The sequence below is a fragment of the Mesorhizobium sp. 1M-11 genome (assembly GCF_001303895.1).
Lineage (GTDB): Bacteria > Pseudomonadota > Alphaproteobacteria > Rhizobiales > Rhizobiaceae > Mesorhizobium.
Genome location: NZ_LJSD01000012.1, coordinates 37,618 through 56,284, shown reverse-complemented (window position 1 = coordinate 56,284; position 18,667 = coordinate 37,618). Strand labels below are relative to the sequence as shown.

At 62.9% G+C, this 18,667-nt stretch carries 20 protein-coding genes; 8 read left to right on the top strand and 12 right to left on the bottom strand.

Translation table 11 applies throughout. From position 1 onward, the window contains the following. Positions 1 to 1,091, bottom strand: a 1,091-nt coding sequence (gene xseA, locus AO692_RS08060; RefSeq protein ID WP_054309543.1) for an exodeoxyribonuclease VII large subunit, incomplete at its 3' end; no start/stop codon positions are given. Between the two features lie 139 nt (positions 1,092 to 1,230). On the opposite strand from xseA, the gene AO692_RS08055 reads away from it, so the two are divergent. After that, entirely contained in the window at positions 1,231 to 2,178 is a 948-nt protein-coding gene (locus AO692_RS08055; protein ID WP_152979756.1) for a DMT family transporter, read from the top strand. An 18-nt stretch (positions 2,179 to 2,196) separates the two neighbouring features. Here AO692_RS08055 and AO692_RS08050 read toward each other — a convergent pair whose 3' ends face one another. Continuing rightward, entirely contained in the window at positions 2,197 to 3,153 is a 957-nt protein-coding gene (locus AO692_RS08050) for a LysR substrate-binding domain-containing protein (protein ID WP_054309551.1), read from the bottom strand. Between the two features lie 165 nt (positions 3,154 to 3,318). On the opposite strand from AO692_RS08050, the gene AO692_RS08045 reads away from it, so the two are divergent. Continuing rightward, positions 3,319 to 3,588, top strand: a complete 270-nt coding sequence (locus AO692_RS08045) for a DUF1127 domain-containing protein (RefSeq protein WP_054309542.1) — start codon at positions 3,319 to 3,321, stop codon at positions 3,586 to 3,588. Positions 3,589 to 3,781: 193 nt separating this feature from the next. On the opposite strand, the gene AO692_RS08040 is transcribed toward AO692_RS08045, so the two are convergent. Beyond that, positions 3,782 to 4,816 (bottom strand): aldo/keto reductase, encoded by a 1,035-nt coding sequence (locus tag AO692_RS08040; protein WP_054309541.1) that lies wholly within the window; start codon positions 4,814 to 4,816, stop codon positions 3,782 to 3,784. A 158-nt stretch (positions 4,817 to 4,974) separates the two neighbouring features. Then, entirely contained in the window at positions 4,975 to 5,886 is a 912-nt protein-coding gene (locus AO692_RS08035) for a DUF937 domain-containing protein (RefSeq protein WP_054309540.1), read from the bottom strand. A 207-nt stretch (positions 5,887 to 6,093) separates the two neighbouring features. Here AO692_RS08035 and AO692_RS08030 point away from each other — a divergent pair, with 207 nt between their 5' ends. Further along, positions 6,094 to 6,924 (top strand): AraC family transcriptional regulator, encoded by an 831-nt coding sequence (locus AO692_RS08030; protein WP_054309550.1) that lies wholly within the window; start codon positions 6,094 to 6,096, stop codon positions 6,922 to 6,924. 76 nt (positions 6,925 to 7,000) lie between these two features. Here AO692_RS08030 and AO692_RS08025 read toward each other — a convergent pair whose 3' ends face one another. Then, positions 7,001 to 8,374 (bottom strand): glutamate--cysteine ligase, encoded by a 1,374-nt coding sequence (locus AO692_RS08025; RefSeq protein ID WP_054309539.1) that lies wholly within the window; start codon positions 8,372 to 8,374, stop codon positions 7,001 to 7,003. 127 nt (positions 8,375 to 8,501) lie between these two features. Further along, the gene (locus tag AO692_RS08020) at positions 8,502 to 9,089 is read right to left on the bottom strand and encodes a TetR/AcrR family transcriptional regulator (protein WP_054309538.1); all 588 of its coding nucleotides are present in this window, start codon (positions 9,087 to 9,089) and stop codon (positions 8,502 to 8,504) included. A 90-nt stretch (positions 9,090 to 9,179) separates the two neighbouring features. On the opposite strand from AO692_RS08020, the gene AO692_RS08015 reads away from it, so the two are divergent. Continuing rightward, entirely contained in the window at positions 9,180 to 10,091 is a 912-nt protein-coding gene (locus tag AO692_RS08015; protein ID WP_054309537.1) for an alpha/beta fold hydrolase, read from the top strand. Between the two features lie 44 nt (positions 10,092 to 10,135). Here AO692_RS08015 and AO692_RS08010 read toward each other — a convergent pair whose 3' ends face one another. Next, complete coding sequence (locus AO692_RS08010) at positions 10,136 to 10,867, bottom strand: 16S rRNA (uracil(1498)-N(3))-methyltransferase (RefSeq protein WP_054309549.1); 732 nt, start codon at positions 10,865 to 10,867, stop codon at positions 10,136 to 10,138. Positions 10,868 to 11,095: 228 nt separating this feature from the next. Between AO692_RS08010 and AO692_RS08005 the strand changes: the two genes are divergently transcribed. After that, positions 11,096 to 11,491 (top strand): GFA family protein, encoded by a 396-nt coding sequence (locus AO692_RS08005; RefSeq protein ID WP_054309536.1) that lies wholly within the window; start codon positions 11,096 to 11,098, stop codon positions 11,489 to 11,491. Between the two features lie 3 nt (positions 11,492 to 11,494). Here AO692_RS08005 and AO692_RS08000 read toward each other — a convergent pair whose 3' ends face one another. Beyond that, positions 11,495 to 11,929 (bottom strand): GFA family protein, encoded by a 435-nt coding sequence (locus AO692_RS08000; RefSeq protein WP_054309535.1) that lies wholly within the window; start codon positions 11,927 to 11,929, stop codon positions 11,495 to 11,497. 191 nt (positions 11,930 to 12,120) lie between these two features. On the opposite strand from AO692_RS08000, the gene AO692_RS07995 reads away from it, so the two are divergent. Then, positions 12,121 to 12,498 carry a helix-turn-helix domain-containing protein gene (locus AO692_RS07995; protein ID WP_054309534.1) on the top strand — a complete coding sequence of 126 codons (378 nt, stop codon included), beginning with the start codon at positions 12,121 to 12,123 and terminating at the stop codon, positions 12,496 to 12,498. A gap of 19 nt (positions 12,499 to 12,517) precedes the next feature. Here the strand turns inward: AO692_RS07995 and AO692_RS07990 are convergent, their stop codons facing one another. Beyond that, complete coding sequence (locus AO692_RS07990) at positions 12,518 to 13,186, bottom strand: hypothetical protein (RefSeq protein WP_054309533.1); 669 nt, start codon at positions 13,184 to 13,186, stop codon at positions 12,518 to 12,520. Between the two features lie 92 nt (positions 13,187 to 13,278). On the opposite strand from AO692_RS07990, the gene AO692_RS07985 reads away from it, so the two are divergent. Together AO692_RS07985 and AO692_RS07980 are read left to right on the top strand one after the other, a co-directional pair. Continuing rightward, on the top strand, positions 13,279 to 13,977 hold the full coding sequence (locus AO692_RS07985) for a type 1 glutamine amidotransferase (RefSeq protein WP_054309548.1): 699 nt from the start codon (positions 13,279 to 13,281) through the stop codon (positions 13,975 to 13,977). Positions 13,978 to 14,093: 116 nt separating this feature from the next. Continuing rightward, a complete protein-coding gene (locus tag AO692_RS07980; RefSeq protein ID WP_054309532.1) occupies positions 14,094 to 14,567 on the top strand; it encodes a nucleoside deaminase in 474 nt (157 codons plus the stop codon). A gap of 23 nt (positions 14,568 to 14,590) precedes the next feature. Here AO692_RS07980 and AO692_RS07975 read toward each other — a convergent pair whose 3' ends face one another. The 3 genes from AO692_RS07975 to AO692_RS07965 all read right to left on the bottom strand — a co-directional run bounded on the left by AO692_RS07975 (position 14,591) and on the right by AO692_RS07965 (position 18,040). Further along, positions 14,591 to 15,697 (bottom strand): ionic transporter y4hA, encoded by a 1,107-nt coding sequence (locus AO692_RS07975; RefSeq protein ID WP_054309531.1) that lies wholly within the window; start codon positions 15,695 to 15,697, stop codon positions 14,591 to 14,593. A gap of 167 nt (positions 15,698 to 15,864) precedes the next feature. Further along, positions 15,865 to 16,317 (bottom strand): MarR family transcriptional regulator, encoded by a 453-nt coding sequence (locus AO692_RS07970; protein ID WP_054309530.1) that lies wholly within the window; start codon positions 16,315 to 16,317, stop codon positions 15,865 to 15,867. A gap of 568 nt (positions 16,318 to 16,885) precedes the next feature. Continuing rightward, positions 16,886 to 18,040: a porin gene (locus AO692_RS07965; protein ID WP_054309529.1), complete on the bottom strand. Its 1,155-nt coding sequence runs from the start codon at positions 18,038 to 18,040 to the stop codon at positions 16,886 to 16,888. Between the last annotated feature and the right edge of the window lie 627 nt (positions 18,041 to 18,667).

Below are 18,667 nucleotides of genomic sequence, written 5' to 3'. Positions count from 1 at the left end.
AGCGTCGCCGGCGTCAGCCGGATGGCGCCGAGGCGGCCGCGCTTGCGTTCGATCGCCACCGACAGTGCCCGGGCGAGCCGGTTCTCCGCCTCGTCGAAACGGCGCCTCGGCAGTGCCAGCAACTGGTCGGGCGAGGGTAGGGCCCGCGCTGCCGCCCGGGTAGCCTGGCGGCGGCGGTCGATGCCGCGCGAAAGAGCTGCCGCAAGCCTGGCCGACAGGTTGGCCAGCGTCGCTTCCAGTTCGGCTTTGACTGGCACGGCGATTTCGGCCGCACCCGTGGGCGTAGGCGCCCGCACATCGGCGGCCAGGTCGATCAGTGTCCAGTCGGTCTCGTGGCCGACCGCCGAGATGACCGGGATGTCGGAGGCCGCGACGGCCCGCGCCAGCCCCTCGTCGTTGAATCCCCACAGATCTTCCAGGCTGCCGCCACCGCGCGCCACGATGATCAGGTCAGGGCGCGGGATCGGCCCGCCCGGCTTCAGGCTGTTGAAGCCTTCGACCGCGACCGTCGCTTCCATGCCGGCCGTTTCGCCCTGGACACGCACCGGCCACACCAGGACATGCAGCGGGAAGCGGTCGCGGATGCGGTGCAGGATATCGCGGATCACCGCGCCGGTGGGCGAGGTCACGACGCCGATCACCGAAGGCATGTAGGGCAGGAGCTGCTTGCGACCCGCATCGAACAGGCCCTCGGCGGCGAGGCGGCGCTTGCGCTCCTCCAGCATCGCCATAAGTGCGCCGGCGCCGGCGGGCTCCAGATTGTCGATGACGATCTGGTAGTTCGACTTGCCGGGATAGGTGGTGAGTTTGCCGGACGCGATCACTTCCATGCCCTCTTCGGGACGGAAGCGCAGCCTGCTCATCGTGCCTTTCCACACCACGGCATCGAGGCGAGAACGATCGTCCTTCAATGCGAAATAGGCATGGCCCGACGAATGCGGTCCGCGATAGCCGGAAATCTCGCCGCGCACGCGCACATTGCCGAAGGTGTCTTCCACAGTGCGCTTCAGCGCGCCGGAAATCTCGCTCACCGTATATTCGGTGGCGTTTGTCGCACCTGGCCTCGAATCGTCTTCGAAAAAATCACTCATGCGCCGATTGGCGCGCTGGATGGGGGATGGGTCAAGTCCTTCCGTAGGGCTTGGGCATCACTGGACCACACGAATGCGATGGACGTGCGCGGCCCGCAGGCCTACCCATGCGCGCAATTCCTGAAATCAAGGCGTCGCCATGAACATGCAGCAATCCCGGCCGCCTGAAGCCGCGCCCGCTACACGCAGCGCCAGCGAGCGCCCCTTCGAGCCGCTCGACTACGGCCTCTACGCGCTCACCGTCATCGCCTGGAGCCTGTCCTGGTATGCCATCGAGTTCCAGGTCGGCACGGTGGCCAACGAGGTCAACATCGTCTGGCGGTTCGCCATCGCCACGGTGCTGATGTTCGGCTGGGTGGTGCTGAAGCGCGGTCTGCTGCGCTTCACCCTGGCCGACCATATGCGCTTCGTGGCACTCGGCGTGCTGATGTTCTCGTCCAATTTCCTGCTGTTCTATTACGGCGCCGGATACCTGGTCTCTGGGCTCCTGTCGGTGGTTTTTTCGCTGGCCTCGGTCATGAACATGATGCTTGGCGCCATCGTCATGCGCGAAAAGCCGTCGCCACGCATCCTGCTCGGCGGGCTCACCGGCTTCTGCGGCATCGCGTTGATGTTCCTGCCCGAGATTGTCGGCCATGATCTCGGCGGCGGCACGCTGGTCGGCCTTGGCTTCTGCGTGGCCGGCACGCTCAGCTTCTGCATCGGCAACGTGATTTCGGCCGCCGGCATGCGCAAAGGCCTGCCGCTCGTCTCGATGAACGCCTGGGGCATGTTCTATGGCACGCTGTGGTCGGCGATCCTGGCCCTGCTGATGGGCCGCACTTTCGCGGTGGAGCCGACGGTGGCCTATTTTGGTTCGCTGCTGTTCCTGGCCGTTGTTTCCACCATCATGGGTTTTGCCGCCTATCTCACCCTGCTCGGCCGTATTGGTGCGGCGCGGGCCGGCTATGCCACGGTGATGTTCCCGATCTTCGCGCTGCTGGTCTCGACAGTGCTCGAAGGCTACAGGTGGACCGCCTTCGCCATCGTCGGCCTGGCGCTGGTCGCGATCGGCAACGTGTTGGTGGTGCGCGGCGGCCGGCGCTAAAGCACGATCACCCTTGTCTTACCAGCCCGGCATGATCTGGCTGGGCTTGGTGCGCTTCATCTTGGTGAAGGCGAGCGAGGCGAAGTCGAAGCTGCCGGCTTCCTCGTTCATCGGCACCGAGATGTTGTCGAGGCTTTCGGCGATGTGACGCGCCAGCGCTTCGACGATCTCAGGCCGGCTGGTCTGGCCACGCATCAGGCCGATGCGGCAATCCGGCAGCAGGCCGAAGCCGTCGGCTTCGCCCAGCACTCGCATGCCGGGCCGCAGCGCGCATTCCGGCAGCACCGAGATCGCCAATCCTGACAGCACGGCGGCAGCGATGACCGTTGCCGAGAAGGATGAGAACAGGATGCGGTAGTCGCGGTGCATCTCGTCCAGCACATCGCAGGCGGCGCGGCGCCAGATGCAGTTCGGCCGGCCGAAGGCCATGGGCAGCACCTCTTCCTCATGGGTGGCATGGTTGGCCGAAGTGACCCACAGCAGTGGCTCGCGCCGCACCACCTCAGACTGGCCGCGCGCGTCGTTGTGGGTGACCAGCGCAAGGTCGAGATGACCGCGCTTGATCTGCTCCACCAGGCCGGGCGTCGGTTCGCAGGTGACGGTCAGTTCCACACGCGGGTTGGACCGGGCAAAGCGCGCCATGATCTCAGGCAGGAAGCGGTCGGCATAATCGTCCGGCGTGCCGATGCGGATGGTGCCTTCCAGCCGGTTGTCGTCGAAGGCGGAAAGCGTTTCGCGGTTCAGATAGATCAGCCGGCGGGCATAGGACAAAAGGCGATCGCCATCCTCGGTCAGCTTGTTGGAGCGGCCGTCCTTTTCGAACAGCGGCTTGCCGATGCGCTCCTCCAGCCGCCGCATCTGCATCGACACCGCCGACTGCGTGCGGTGCACTTCTTCGGCGGCGCGCGTGAAGGATCCTGTGTCTGCGATCGAGATGAAGGTTTGCAACTGGTCGAGATCGAGCGGCGCTTTCATGGCATCCATCCATCATCATAGTTGATGATAGAGATTAAAAACATTCGTTGGATTAATCAATCGCGATGTGGCATTTATCCAATCGTCCATATGAGCGCGTGTGAAACGGCAGCGGGCCGCCATTTTCGGTGACCCCTGTCGCGCGCGGTTTCGAGGAGAAGAGCCATGACCACGTATGATTTCGCCCCTGAGAGTGCGCGCATCACCGCGACCCCGGCTGCTGCGACGCGTGTGTTCAACCGAGTGATCGGCTTTTTCCACGCCTGGCAAAACCGACGCACCTTCTACCGTCTCGGCGAAATGTCGGATTCGGAGCTTGCCGATATCGGCCTGACCCGCGCCGACCTTTCTGTTGCCATCGACGTGCCCTTCGGCTCGGACCCGACGGTGAAGCTGCGTTCGATCACCAGCGAGCGCGTCCGCAAGGCAGCTTGATCTTTCCCGCTCGCGTCCCGGCCTCCAGCGAGACGCAGCAGAGCAAGGGTTGCTGCAGGTTTCCCACTCCCTTCCGGCTCGACCCAGCCGGGACCTGCGCACCGCCCGGTCCCCCCACGGACCGGGCTTTTTCTTTTGGAGGCGCTGCATCGAAGCAGCTTTTCTCACCCCGCAAACGGGGAGAAGGAAATTTTCACACCGCCGGCGGGTTGAGGCGCGCGAAGCCTTCCTGCCGGTGATAGGGGAAGTGCGGGTAGGGTGCGGTCACAGTGCTTGCCGCGTCGAGCCTGGCGACCTGTTCGGTCGTCAGCGACCAGCCGACGGCACCGAGGTTCTGCCGCAACTGCTCCTCGTTGCGCGCGCCGATGATGACGGATGACACCGTCGGCCGCTGCAGCAGCCAGTTGATGGCGATCTGCGGCACGCTTTTGCCGGTTTCCTTGGCCACATCCTGCAGCGCATCGACGACGCGATAGAGGTGTTCGTCCTCCACCGGCGGGCCGAAGCTGGCGGTCTCATGCAACCGGCTGCCGGCAGGGACCGGCGCATTGCGGCTGATCTTGCCGGTTAGGCGGCCCCACCCGAGCGGGCTCCACACCAGTGCACCCAGGCCCTGGTCCTGGCCAAGCGGCATCAGGTCCCACTCATAGTCGCGGCCGACCAGCGAGTAATAGACCTGGTTGGCGACATAGCGCGACCAGCCGTGCCGGTCCGCCGTTGCCAGCGATTTCATGATCTGCCAGCCGGAGAAGTTGGAGACGCCGATGTAACGCAGCTTGCCGGCACGCACGAGGCCGTCGAGCGTGGACAGCACTTCCTCGATCGGCGTGTGTGCGTCGAAGGCGTGCAACTGGAAGATGTCGATATGGTCGGTGCCGAGCCGGCCGAGGGCGGCGTCCACCGCGTCGATCAGCCGGCTGCGCGACGATCCCCACTGGTTCGGCCCGTCGCCCAGCGGCAGGCTGGCCTTGGTCGAAATCAGCACGTCGTTGCGCCGGCCCTTGATCGCCTCGCCGAGCACCGTCTCCGATGCACCATCGGAATAGACGTCGGCGGTGTCGAACAGATTGACGCCGGCCTCCAGGCAGATGTCCACCAGCCGGCGGGCTTCCTCGACGCCGGTATTGCCCCAAGCACTGAACAGTGGCCCCGAACCGGCAAACGTGCCTGCGCCGAAGGAAAGGGCGGGCACTTTCAGACCCGATTTGCCGAGGTTGCGATATTCCATCTTAGGAGTCTCCATCTGCCAATGGCGGCTAGATAGAGGTCCGTCGTTTCGTGAAACAGAGTGGCAGCAGGCAAAAGATTTGTGAGATCAATTCACAGGCGTCGAGACTTGGCGCTGCTATCGCCTCCTTGCGGGCAGGGCAGCGCCAGTGCTTTCGCCTACCGTCGGTCCATGCCTTTCAGGAACTGGTCGAAGATGCTTTCCACGCCCTGCTGATAGTCGTCGCGCTGCTGGCGGCCGGTCTCGAACATCTTGCCGAAAATATCGTCATAGGGGTTGCGCGCCTGTCCGCTCGGATTCGGCGCGGGTTCCGGAGCGCGGCGTTGCGGGCCGGGATCCGGCGCCTGCTGTGCGCCGCCCAGCATGTCCTGCAGGATCTTGCCCCAGGGATTGTTGTCGCCGAAGGGGTTTTGCGGCTGCTGTTGCGGTTGCGGCGCCTGTTGCTGCGCGCCGCCGCCGAACATGTCCTGCAGCACCTTGCCAAGCGGATTGTCGCCCAGCGGGTTGTTGCCGAATGGGTTCTGGCCTTGCGGCGCCTGGCGCTGTTGCGGCTGCCCGCCCATCATGCCGCCGCCCTGCCGCATCATCTCCTCGATGATCTGGCCGAGCGGATTGTTGCCGCCCCCGAAGCCGCCGGCTCCCTGCATCTGGTTGGTGGTCTGCTTGAACAGCCCGCCCATCACCATCGAGGCCAGCACGGGCAGCATCTGTTGCAGCACCTGCTGGCCGACGCCGCTGGCCTGCGCGGCCTGCGCGGCGACGGCTCGCGACAGGTCCTTGGAACCGAACAGCTGGCCGAGCACGTCGTTGCCCTGCTGCACGCCCTGCGGTGAAAAGGCCTGCGTGGCATTGTCGAAATACTGGCCATACTGGCCGCTGGCCATCGCATTCATGAAGGTGCCGACGCCATAAGGGTCGGCCGTGTTGCGCTTCAGGCCCTGGCTGAAGGCCGGCAGCAGCGCTTCGACCGCAGCCTGCGTCTGCTGCTGGTTCAGGTTGAACTGGCGCGCCAGCGCCTCCATGCCGTTGCCGTTCTGGGACTGGTTCAGCATATCGAACAGGTTCAGCATCGTCTCCTCCGCAGCGCATCGCCTTTTGGGGGAGCGTAGTGCCTTTCCTGAGAGGATTGAAGTGGGCAATTGGCTTCCTCTTGCGGAGGAGACGGTGATCTCAGCACTCTAGTCCCGGCATCAGATTTAAGGATGTGCCTGAGCAACGGCGATCAAATGGCTGCGTCTGGAATCGGCCATAAGGAAAAGGTCTTCATGGGAGAGCGCATGGATCCTGTAGGGAAAGCCCTATGGCTCATCGAGCATCGTTTCGCGCAAGCGATTTCGTTGGCGGAGGTCGCGGAGGCGAGTGGCGTCTCGCGCTTTCACCTGTCGCGAGTCTTCGGGGCCGCAACCGGCCACACCGTGATGGGATATCTGCGCAACCGCCGCCTAGCCGAGGCTGCCCGCGCGCTCTCGGGCGGCGCGCCGGACATTCTGGCCGTGGCGCTGGATGCCGGCTACGGCTCGCATGAGGCTTTCTCCAGGGCCTTCCGCAACCATTTCGGCCTCACGCCCGAGCAGGTGCGCGCACAAGGCCATCTCGAAAACCTGAAACTTTTGGAGCCGATCAGGATGGATCATAGTCTTCTCGTCGAATTGGAAGCTCCTCGCATCGAGGATGGTCAGACCTTGCTGATTGCCGGCCTTGGCGAACGCTATACTTTTGAGACCAATGAGGGCATTCCGGCGCAGTGGCAGCGTTTCGGTCCCTCCATCGGCAGTATTCCCGGGCAGGTCGGATGGACGTGCTACGGCGTTTGCTGCAACGGCGACGATGCGGGCAATTTCGAATACATCTGCGGCGTGGAAGTCCGTGACTTCTCGGCCATCCCCGCGGAGTTGAGCCGCATTCGAATTCCCGCCCGTCGATACGCAGTGTTTACGCACCGGGGACATATCTCCGCGATACGCAGCACCGTCTATACGATTTGGAACAAATCCCTGCCGGAATCGGGTCTTGAGGTGGCGTGTGCGCCCGACTTCGAGCGTTATGACGGGCGTTTCGACGCCGGCACCGGCTTCGGTGAGGTCGAAATCTGGATTCCGATCAAGTGATCGATGGAGTGGAGCATGCGGTCGGACCGGCCGCACGCGATTGCCCTGCTTCCAGACGGAGACAGGGGCCTACAGTTTAATACGCGTACTCCAGGAACACCGGCTCGATCGAGTCGCCCCAGCGCGTGTGGTAGGCGGCCAGCATCTCTTCGGCGCTGGTCGTACCGCGCGCCACCACCTCGTCCAGCGTCGACAGGAACGAGGTTTCGTCGAAGCCGTCGCGGTTCAGCTTGTTGCGGTTCTTCAGGCCCAGGCGCGACAGCGCCAGCACTTCGCGGGCGACGTCCCGCAGCGTGGTCGAACGGAACGGCGCGCCGATGCCTTTTTCCGGCACGGCATCGCGCATCGCCCTGACTTCCTCGTAGCTCCAGTCGCGCGTCAGCGCCTCGGCTGCGTCGAGGGCTGCCTCGTCATAGAGCAGGCCGACCCAGAAGGCCGGCAGTGCGCAGATACGCCGCCACGGGCCGCCATCGGCGCCGCGCATTTCCAGGAAACGTTTGAGGCGCACATCGGGGAACAGCGTCGACAGGTGGTTTGCCCAGTCGCCCATCGTGGGCAGGCCGTCCGGCACCTCGTTGCGTGCCGCACCGTCCATGAACTGGCGGAAGGTGATGTGTGTCATGTCGTGGTAGCGGCCATCGCGGATGACGAAATACATCGGCACGTCGAGCGCCCATTCGACATAGTCGGCAAAGCCGAATTCCGGCGAGAAGCAGAATTCGAGCAGGCCGGAGCGCTGGTTGTCGGTATCGCGCCAGATGTCGCCGCGCCAGCTCTGCAGGCCATTCGGACGGCCCTCGGTGAAGGGTGAATTGGCGAACAATGCGGTGGAAAGCGGCTGCAGCTTCAGCGAAACCTGCATCTTGCGGCGCATGTCCGCCTCGCTCTCGAAGTCGAGGTTCACCTGAATCGTGCAGGTGCGGTACATCATGTCGAGGCCCTTGGAACCGACCTTGGGCATGTAGCGTGTCATGATCTCATAACGCGACTTCGGCATTTTCGGCGTTTCGGCCAGCGTCCATTTCGGGCTGCCGCCAAGGCCGAGGAAACGGATGCCGAGCGGTTCTGCGATCTCGCGCACCTGCGCCAGATGGGCGTTGCCTTCGCGACAGGTCTGGTGGATCGATTCCAGCGGCGCGCCGGAGAGTTCGAACTGCCCGCCGGGCTCCAGCGAAATCGCGCCCTGGCCGGTCGGCTCGACCAGGCCGATGATGCGGCCTTCGTCCAGGATCGGATCCCAGCCGAGCTTGTCCTGCATGCCTTCCAGGATCGAGCGGATGCCGCGGTCGCCGCCATAAGGTACCGGCGCATGGCCGTCGACATAGAAGGGGAATTTCTCGTGTTCGGTGCCGATGCGCCACTCGGAGCGTGGTTTGTTGCCCTTGGCAAGGTAGTCGACGAGTTCGTCCATGCCCTCGATGGGTCTGAAATCAGTCGTGTCGCGTGCCATGAGCCCCTCTTCGACGGCGGATCGGATGATCGCCGCGCGCTTGTGGACGAAATGTCAGGAGACGATCAAGCAAAAAATCCTGAGCCAATCCTCAATAGGATTTGATCGCGCTGCAATTGATTTTTGTCTAGAGAGGACGTTGCGCTTGAGCGGCCCTGACTAGCGTGGCGGCGGCAGTACCAGCGCTTTCCATGTAGGATGGGTCGCGGTTGAGCAACACGGTGGCGAAGGAGCCGTCGAGCAGAAGCAGGACCTGACGCGCAAGCAGCTCGGCCTCTTGAATGCCATCGGCCTCGAAAATCGTCTTCAGCCAGTCTTCGAAACGCTTCTTGTGCGCAATGCCGATGCGGATCGCCGGATGGCCCGGCATGTCGGCAAGTTCGGCGGCGGTCCGCAGGAAGCCGCAACCCTTCCAGGCCGGACGCCTGGCTGCTTGCCCGAGCGTCTGGAAGATGGCGTCGACCTTGTCGGCAAGCTCGCCCTCGCTTTCCATGAACCAATGCCGGAACAGGCCGAGATTGGGCTGGTCGCGCCGCTCCAGATAGGCGGCGATCAGGTCATCCTTGCTGGCGAAATGATAGTAGAACGTGCGCTTGGTAAGCCCCGCTTTTTCAGCGACGGCATCGACCGACACGGCGCGAACGCCTTGGCCGTAGAACAGTTTGGAAGCGGCGGCGACGATGCGTTCGCGGGTCGTGTTCGCGGTCGGTTTCATATGTCTATGTATACCGACTAGTGAGTGTAACAACAAGTCGATCTGCGCTAAGCGGAATCTCGTGTGTTCGTGCTCCACGAGAGGCTCGTCATGACCGTCTCCGCGCTGATCCAGGAAGCCCGGCCGATCGAGATCATCTCTACCGACGGCATTATCTTGGGCGGCCATTTCTGGCCTCGTATCCGCGGCACGGCCGCCGGCACCGTCATCATCAATTCCGCCACGGGCGTGCTTGCCCGCTATTATCACCACTATGCCCGCTTCCTCGCCGCACATGGCTTCGATGTCGTCACCTACGACTATCGCGGCATCGGTGCCTCGCGCCCGGCAAGCTTGCGTGGCTGTGGCTATCGCTGGCGTGAGTGGGGCGAAAGGGATTTCGAGGCGGTGCTGGCCTGGGTGCTCGCACGCGATGGTTCCTCTCCCGTCTGCGTTGTCGGCCACAGCGTCGGCGGCGCCTTGCCCGGACTGGCCGCCCATGCGCCAGTCATCCACCGCCTGCTCTCCATCGGCGGGCAGTTCGGCTGCTGGCGCCATTACGCACCGGCACATCGCAGCCGCCTGTATCTGAAATGGCATGTCACCATGCCGGCGCTGACGGCATTGTGTGGCTACTTCCCCGGCCGCCGGCTCGGCTGGCTGGAGGATCTACCCGCCGGGGTCGCTTACGAATGGGCCTTTCGCCGGCCGCATGTGGAGGACAATTATCCGGGGCAAGAGCACGACACGATCTTGCGCCGTTTCGATGCGATGACGGGGCCGATCCTGGCCGTCACCATGTCCGATGATGAGATTGCCACCGTGCCGGCGATCCGGGCCGTGCTCGACCGCTATCGTAGCGCGCAGCGCAGGCAGGTGCTGCTTGAACCTGCCGATCTCGGCCAGGAGACCGTCGGCCATTTCAGCCTGTTCCACAACCGTCATGCCACCGGCTTCTGGCTGGACACACTGTTGTGGCTGCGCGACGGGATCAATCCCTGGCCGGACAGGGAGGTCGGGTAGGGCGCACATTCCTTCTCCCCTCGTGGGAGAAGGGAAGGGCGCTCCTACCAATCCCCCACCGTCGCCTGCATCACCGCCAGCGCCGCGACAGCGGCGGTGTCGGCGCGCAGGATGCGCGGACCCAGCGGAATGGCGGTGACGAAGGGCAGGGCGCGCAGCATCCGGCGCTCGTCGTCGGAAAAGCCGCCTTCGGGACCGACCAGCAGTGCCAGCTTCTTTTCCGCAATCGCCTGCAGCGCCGGCAGCGGATTGTTGGTCGAGGCGTCCTCGTCGCAGAACACCAATCGCCTTTCCTTGTCCCAGCCAGCGAGCAGCCGATCGAATTTGACCGCCTCGCGCACCGTCGGAACCGCCAGCACGCCGCATTGCTCGGCGGCTTCGACGGCGTTGGCTTGCATGCGCTCTGTCGTGATCTTGCCCTGCGTGTGCTGGGTCAGCACCGGCTGCAGTGTGCCGGCGCCCATCTCCACCGCCTTCTGGATGAGATAGTCCTGCCGGCCGACCTTCAGCGGCGCGAAACAATAGACCAGATCGGGCAGCGGCGGCTGCTCGCGCTGCTGCACCCGCACGGTCAGCCGCACCGCCTTCTTGGTCTTGGCGGTGATCGCGGCCGTCCATTCGCCGTCGCGGCCGTTGAAGGCCAGGATCTCGGCGCCTTCGCCGAGGCGAAGCACATGCATCAGATAATGGCTCTGCTGGGTGTCCGGTTCGAACTCGACACCGGCCGACAGATCGTCGGACACGAATAGCCGTTGCATTTTGTAGTTGGCGCGCATGGCCGAGCAATGCGGCAGGCCTTGCCGAAGGTCAAGCAGGGCTGACCGCATTGCCGGCAACGACGCCTAGAGCGTTTCCGCTTGGCGGAAACGCTCTAACTCTTTTGTGCAATTCCGGACGCAAAACCGCTACGCACTTTTGCTGGAATTGCACTAGGCGTCGGTTTTGTCTCATCGCCAGTCAAACAGTCCGCCTAGCTTCATGCCGGATGCTGATGGAGAGCACGCATGAGCAAGATCACGCGCGGCGGCTGCCTGTGCGGTGGCACCACCTATGAACTGCGCGGCGAACTGCGCCCGGTCGTCGCCTGCCATTGCGTGCAATGTCGCAAGACCTCAGGGCACTATGTCGCGGCAACGCAGGTGGCTGCCGCCGATGCGGTGATCGAAGGCGACACGCTGACCTGGTTCCGCTCCTCGGACATTGCCGAACGCGGCTTCTGCAAGGTGTGCGGCTCCAACCTGTTCTGGCGCCGCTTCGAAAGCGATCGGCTTTCGGTATGGGCAGGCACGATCGACGGGCCTACCGGCCTCAGGATGGAAAGTCAGCTCTATCCGGAATGCGCCGGCGACTATTACGAACTGCCGAATGTCCCTTCGGTCGGTCAGGAAACGCTGGAGTAGCGCTTATTCGCTTATGCGCGTCTGAGGCCCGGGATCGAACCAGCGATGCTTGCGCCGGGCACGAAACAGCGTCGCTGGCGGCGCGAAGTCCGGATCGGCGAAGCAGCCGACCGAGACGGAGACCGCGCCGGGCAAGCCCTCTCCAGTCATGAATACCAACGCGCCGCAAGTCGGGCAGAACGTCTGCTCCACCCAGCGTCCCGCATCACCGGTGCGGCGCCACGTCCGGCGCTTACCTTCAACCGCCTTCACCGCGTCATCGGCGAAGACCGCGCGGTAGGAAAAGGCGGTTCCGGTGGCGCGCTGGCATTCCACGCAGGCGCAGGCATAGACGCTGCGTGGCTCGCCCGCGACGGTGACAGCCAGCCCGCCGCAGCCGCAGCGCGCGGTTCTGGTCTTGAGATCTCCCGGTCGTTCCGTCGTTTTCACACTGTCCATTCCTGCCGATCCTGTCAGGAGGTATCGGCCAGGCCGCCTTGAGCGCCTTGCCGCGACCCGGTTGCGCCCATACCTCTCGTCAAACCTGATTGTCGTGATAGGTCGTTCCCAGTCCGAGGGTAAATTACGCACTTTGAAGTAAGTGCCGACCCGGCCGATCGGAGACGGCGCGACCGGAACCGGAGGAAGACATGAAACATCTCGAGGCCGACGAATGCGGTTTTGCCACGGCGCTGAACGCCATCGGCGGCAAGTGGAAGACGGCGATCCTGTGGGAGATCAACCTGGCACCGCGCCGGTTCGGCGAATTGCGCCGGCTGCTGCCGGGCGTCAGCGAAAAGGTGCTGGCCCAGCAACTGCGCGAGATGGAGGTCGATGGCCTGGTCAGGCGTGAGGTTTTTCCCGGCGCGGTGCAGAAGGTCGAATATTCGGTGACGGATGTCGGGCGTACCCTCAACGAGGCGGTCGGCGTCATGTCCGCCTGGGGTAAGGCGCAGGAGCGCCGTATCGCCATGCGCCCGAGCGTTGTCCAGGACAAGTCACGGCCGCTGATCCGCCTGCGCGCGTGACGGGGACTACCTTGCCAGACTACGGCGCCTGATCACCTCCCGCACTGGCATGCCAGATCGGCGCGAAGCCGGCGGCAAGCACGGCAACCGTTGTCGCAGGGGTGATGAGCGCAAGCGCTGTGCTGCCTCTTGTTGCGGTCTCGATGCCGACCGGTTTTCCGTATCCCGCAAAGCTCCAGCGCAGCAATACACCGCCACGCACGGCGAAAGGCATGCCGCCGACGGCGACCATCGCGCCATCCGGCAGGCGTGCGATCTCTTCCGCTTGTATCGGTGGCAGAGGCTTGCGGGACGAAGCGAAACGTTCCTTGTGCAGCCGCGCGTCCACCTGCGGCGCACGTGGCTCCGCGATGGCGGCGGTTTCGCCAAAACAGCGAAGGAATTCGGTCGCCCGTGCCCGCTGGCAGAAGAAGCAGGGCCGGTGTCCGGCGGCGAGTGCGGTCGGCTCGTCGAGAAAAAACAGCTCGGTCCAGCCGGCTTTGCCCCCAGGCCGGTTGCGTCCCATCGGCTCGCGCCTGCGGCCCTGATACTCGCAGACGCAGATGATCCAGGCCGGCAGCGCCCAGCGTTTTTTCAGCAGCGTCTTCGTTTCCGGGTCGTGGATGATGCCGCGATTGCCGGTGAACAGTCCGCGTTCCGGCACGGCGTGGATGGCACCGAATGGATCGACCCGGTTCTGCAGTGGCATAGGCTTTTTCCGTTCCTGTCCGGCACCGGCGCTTGGCCAGTGCTTTGCTGCCATGATACGCAACCACCAGTGCAATTCATGTCAGGATGGTCATGCGGGTTCTTGTCGTCGAGAATTATCAGGGCACGGACCTCGGCAACGTCGGAGCGGCGCTCGCCGAAGCCAAGGCCGAGATCGATGTCCGCAAGGCCTATCTTGGCGACCGGTTGCCGAAGGACGCCAGCGAACATGACGCGCTGGTGATGTTCGGCGGCGGCCAGAATGCGCTTGCCGACGACAGCCATCCCTATTTTCCCGAATTGCTCGACCTTATCCGCGACTTCGCGCATAAGGATCGCTCGGTGCTCGGCATCTGCCTCGGCAGCCAGCTTCTGGCGCGCGCCTTCGGCGGCATGAACCAGGTCGGCGGCGCCTCCGAATTCGGCTGGCACGGTGTGACCTTGACCGACGAGGCCAAGACCGACGCCGTTCTCGGCGCAATGCCGGTAGCCTTCCCGATCTTCCAGTGGCACGACGACACCTTCACCTTGCCGCCCAGCGCCGTGCGGCTGGCCTCGAGCATGGTGGCCGAGAACCAGGCGTTCCGTCTCGGCCGCGCCGTCTACGCCTTCCAGTTCCATTTCGAGGCCGATCGAGCTGTGGTCGACTACTGGACAACCGCCTTTGCCGAAACCGTAACTGCGCGCTGGCCCGATTGGCCGGATCGGCTTCCGGCAGAGGCTGCCCGCAATGCCGCGCTGGCCGACCAGTCAGGCCTTGCGATCGCCAGGGCGTGGGTAGCCACAATCTGAGCGTTTGGGTGGCAGGCAAGCCGCAGTCCAGTTAGAGTTGTCCGCCAGCCGGGGAATGCCGGTCACGGATGCCTCCATCTGGCAAGATCGTCCCCGTTTGAGAATTGGATGCCGCGATGAACGACGTTGACCTGAAGCACCTGCGCCGCTGTGTCGACCTGGCGAGAACCGCCCTGGACACGGGCGACGAACCTTTCGGCTCGATCCTGGTGTCCGGCGCTGGCGATGTGCTGTTCGAAGATCACAACCATGTCGCGGGCGGCGATCATACCCAGCATCCCGAGTTCGCGATCGCGCGCTGGGCCGCCAACAACATGACGCCGGAAGAGCGTGCTGTCGCGACCGTCTACACGTCAGGCGAACACTGCCCGATGTGTTCCGCAGCTCATGGCTGGGTGGGGCTGGGTCGTATCGTCTACGCCAGTTCGACGAAACAGCTGACCGCCTGGCTCGCCGAGCTCGGGGTGAGTGCTTCCCGGGTTCGGGCCTTGCCGATCGAAAGCGTCGTCGAAGGCATTGCGGTCGAAGGTCCGGTTCCCGAGCTTGCGGAACAAGTGCGGCAGTTGCACGTGGCTTTCCACGGTCGCTGACAAAGCACCCGGTGGCTTGTTGTCTACGGCACCGCCGTGATCAGCAGGAACATGACGAAGATGCCGAGGTGCACCGCGCCTTGCAGCACGGTGGTGCGTCCGGTTCCCAATGTGAGCGTGCTGACGAAAAGCGTCAGCAGCAGCAGCACCATGGAAGCCGGGCTCAGGCCCAAGGCGAGCTTCCTGTCCGTCAGCACGGCGACGGCGGCGACAACCGGGATCGTCATGCCGATGCTGGCGAGCGCTGAGCCGAGCACGAGGTTCACGCTGTTCTGCAGCCGGTTCAGAAGCGCGGCGCGTACCGAGGCGATGCCTTCGGGCAACAGCACCAGCGTTGCGATGACGACACCGACGACAGCCTGGGGAAGGCCGGCGGCCGCGACAAGGTTCTCAAGCGGATGTGACAGCACCTTCGCCAACAGGATCACGACAAGCAGCGAGAGCGGAAGCATCACGGCACTCACCAAAGTCACCTTGGATGTGGGTGGTTCGAGAGGCGTCTCGTCGGGATCCTGTCCGGCGACGGGAACGTCCATGAAATAGTCGCGATGCTTGATCGTCTGGATGAAGACGAAGACCGCGTAGAGAACCAGCAGGACCACGCCGACGACCAGCAACTGGATGGACGAGAATTGCTGCGGGCCGCCCGCCGAGACGAAATTCGGCAGCACCAGCACGATGACTGCCAGCGTGCCGAGCACGGCAAGCGAGGCGGACGCGGCATTGAGCTGGAACGTCTGCTCGTGATGCCGTTGGCCGCCGAACACCAGGCAAAGTCCGATCACGCAGTTGAGCACGATCATCAGCGCCGAAAACACCGTGTCGCGCGCCACGGACTCGCTCCCCTCCGAGCCGGCAAGCATGATGGAGACGATCAACCCGACTTCCAGGATCGTCACCGCGGCCGCCAGGATGATCGAGCCCATCGGCTCGCCGACCCTCAACGCCAGGATCTCCGCGTGGTGCACGGATGCAAACACCGACGCACCGAGCGCAATTGCTGCAAGGATGATCACCAGCGTCGAATCGTCTGAAACCAGCCCCGCATATTTGAAGGCAACCAGCACGAGTGCCGCCGCCGGCGCTGCCCAGGTCCAGAACGGTATTGTCGTGTGGTGGTCGAGAGCCATGTGTTCCTTAAGCGACGGAGATTATTGCAGGTTTGACGGTGTCGGCAGCGAAGGTAGTGGAAGAGGGCCGTCCTGTACATTCGCGACCGGCCGATACCGGCGCAAAAGCGCTGCCGCCCAATGTGCCTGGGTGGCAACCGGGAATGCGCCGGTGGTGTGGGATGACGCTATCTTACTCTGTCGCGCGCAAGGGCACCGATATTTGTCGAGATGCCTCTGACAACCGCTTTCGTGGCTTCCAGCTCGGCCCGACCGAAGCAGGCCAGCAATTGCGCTGTATCGGCGGCGACTTTCTCGGTGAGTTTCGAGACCAGCGCCATGCCTTCGGTGGTAACGAACAGCTGCTTGACGCGACGGTCGCTGTCATCTTCGAAGCGCCGGATCAGTCCCCTGATCTCAAGCCTTCTGGCCAGACGTGCAAAGGTTGGTGTTTCGATCCGCAGTTTGTCGGCCAGCATCTTCTGACTGTTGGCGCCGCCGTGCGCTATCCGGTACAGGGTCGCGCCTTCTGCCAGCGAGAGACCCGTACCCTGCAGTGCGATTTCGTAGATGTCCTGTAGACGCCTGACTATCTCCCCCATGTCTTCGAAAATTGTGATCGGGCTTTCCTGTTCTTCCATTGTCGACCTGTCCGCATATCATCCACTGAAGTCGCGGCACCCCGATAGCTTCCGAAGAGGCCTGGAAGAAAAGAAGATAGCCCTGTCATGAATGGGAACAGACGAGGTCCCTCCCACAGCATGCTCCACTGATCGATCATCCGCTTCCATTTGGTGGTGTTGACCTCGCCGGAGTTCCCGATCCGGCAAACGAAAAATGCAGGCGGGGAAAGGGAGTTCCCGCAACACGGAAATGTTACGACCGGATTCGCCTGCAACGTTCCGAAGTGCCTCTTGCAGCCAAAGCTGAACCGCGGCCGACAGGGGTGGCGGCCGCGGTTCAGCTGGATCATCGATGTCGTCTGCGCCGAAAAGGTCGAGCCGAAGTTGCTCGTGGGACGACGGCATCAGGATGTCCCAACCTGCAGTCCTGGTTCGTTCGGCCTGCATGAGTCCTGGAGGACCGGGGGCCGAGAACTTTCGAGGAGATCGGCCGAGACAGTCCAGGCCGATCTCAGGTGATTTCTCACCTCGATAAAAAGAGCGAATGACTGGAGGTCAAACCGGCACCCGCTAAAGGAGAAACTTCCTAGAAGTCGCGCTGGAAGCGGAGGATGCCGCCGACGCTGCTCTTCTTGTCTGTCGTGGTCCAGTCGCCGAGCCAGTCGGCATCGCCGCGCTTGCCTTCGTTGAGGTAGTCAACTTCGGCCGTGACGGTGAAGCCCTGAACCAGCTGATAAGCGACGTTGGCGGCGATACCCAGGTTCTCCTGCTCGTCATACGAAGCCTGGAGATTGAACGTGGTTTTCTCGTTGAATTTGTAGGCGCCGCCGCCCCAGACGGCCCAATTGCCGCCCCATGGCTTGTAGAAGCTGCGCGCGGCATTGTCGTCGGTGCCATAGCCGCCCATGACCCACAGGGAAATCTGATCGGTGGCGTTCACGTCGAGACGTACCTTGCCGGCCCATTCTTCCCAACTGGGATTGTAGGCGACGACACCAGTGATGCCGCCCCAGCCCTGGCTATACTTGGCGCCGACCACGACGTTCGGAGCGTAGCTGTCGATGGTGTTGTCGACGATGCCCGGAACCCAGTTGCCAGCCCCGTCCTTGACGAAGGTATCATAGCTGCCCGAGCCCTGTTCCAGCGAGACGAGTGCCGAGAAGCCGTTGCCGGCGTCGAAGGTGTAGCTGATCAGGTTGGTGTCGAACTCGCCGTAAGGAACGATCGTGTCCTGGATGACGTTGCCGGCATAGCCGATGAAGGTGTCATAGGCCGACTCGTCCTTACCGACGCGCAGGCCGCCGAGCTGGATCCAGGCGAAGTTCAGCGAAATGCCTCTGTTACGGGCGTCGGCATTGCTGTTGTCGTTGCCAAAGTTGAAGCGAGTCTCGGTGTAGGTCTTCAGGGTGCCGAGTTCGGTCTCCTGACCGGTCCAGGTCTTCAGCGTGAAGCGGGTGTTCTTGTTCCAGGTATCCTGTTCCTTGCCATTGAGGCGGTCGTTGGTCTTGGCGCCATCGAAAGTGCCTCGATCCCCAAGCGCAGCGTCGTAGCGGATATATCCGCCGACGCGCAGGCAGGTCTCGGTGCCAGGTATGTAGAAGTAGCCGGCGCCGTAGACGTCGCAGATCTTGACGTATTCAGCGGGTTCCGGCTCGGCGACGACGACCGCGTCAGCGGCGCGCGCGCCTGATACGGCAATCAAAGCCGCAGTCGAACCTAAAAGAAGCGTTCTGATGTTCACTGTAATCCCCTATCGATACTGGGTTCCGAGTATGTACGATCAACCTCGCACCCTGAATATTTTTAAGCTCAAATAGCATTGAATGATATTACGTCGCATCACTTAAGTTGATGTGTAGCTGTACAGCAACGACTGATCACATATTCGTGTTCTATTTCGCAATAATGATTCCATATGAAATAGTTTCAATTGTTTTGGTTTTCATATATGTTTGTTTAGTTTGAGAAATTTATTCGGTAGATCGATTTGTAATTTTGTTTACTTTTAGTTGATCATCAAATGAAACGGTTTCAAACAAATATAATCGGTCTCCGAAACAATTTCGATTTGCATCGGAGAAGATGGATAGCGGGCTCTGGCGGTTTTCAGGGAGCGATGACGAGGCGTGTCGGCCGCCGATTCCTGTCACCTGAAACGCGCCCGTAAGCTTCCGCAACGTCCGCGTGGCAAATTTGGCACGCCCGCCGGATTCCGCTGTGGATGGCGCATTTCGGGCTTGGCCTGTGTCAGGTCGATTTCCTAGAAGGCGGCGGCTGACTTGGCGGCGCCGGTGTCCCACTGTGGCACAAGCGTCACACAAGCCGAAACAAGCATCGTCCAGACACGCAAATGTGCTGAAACACCGCC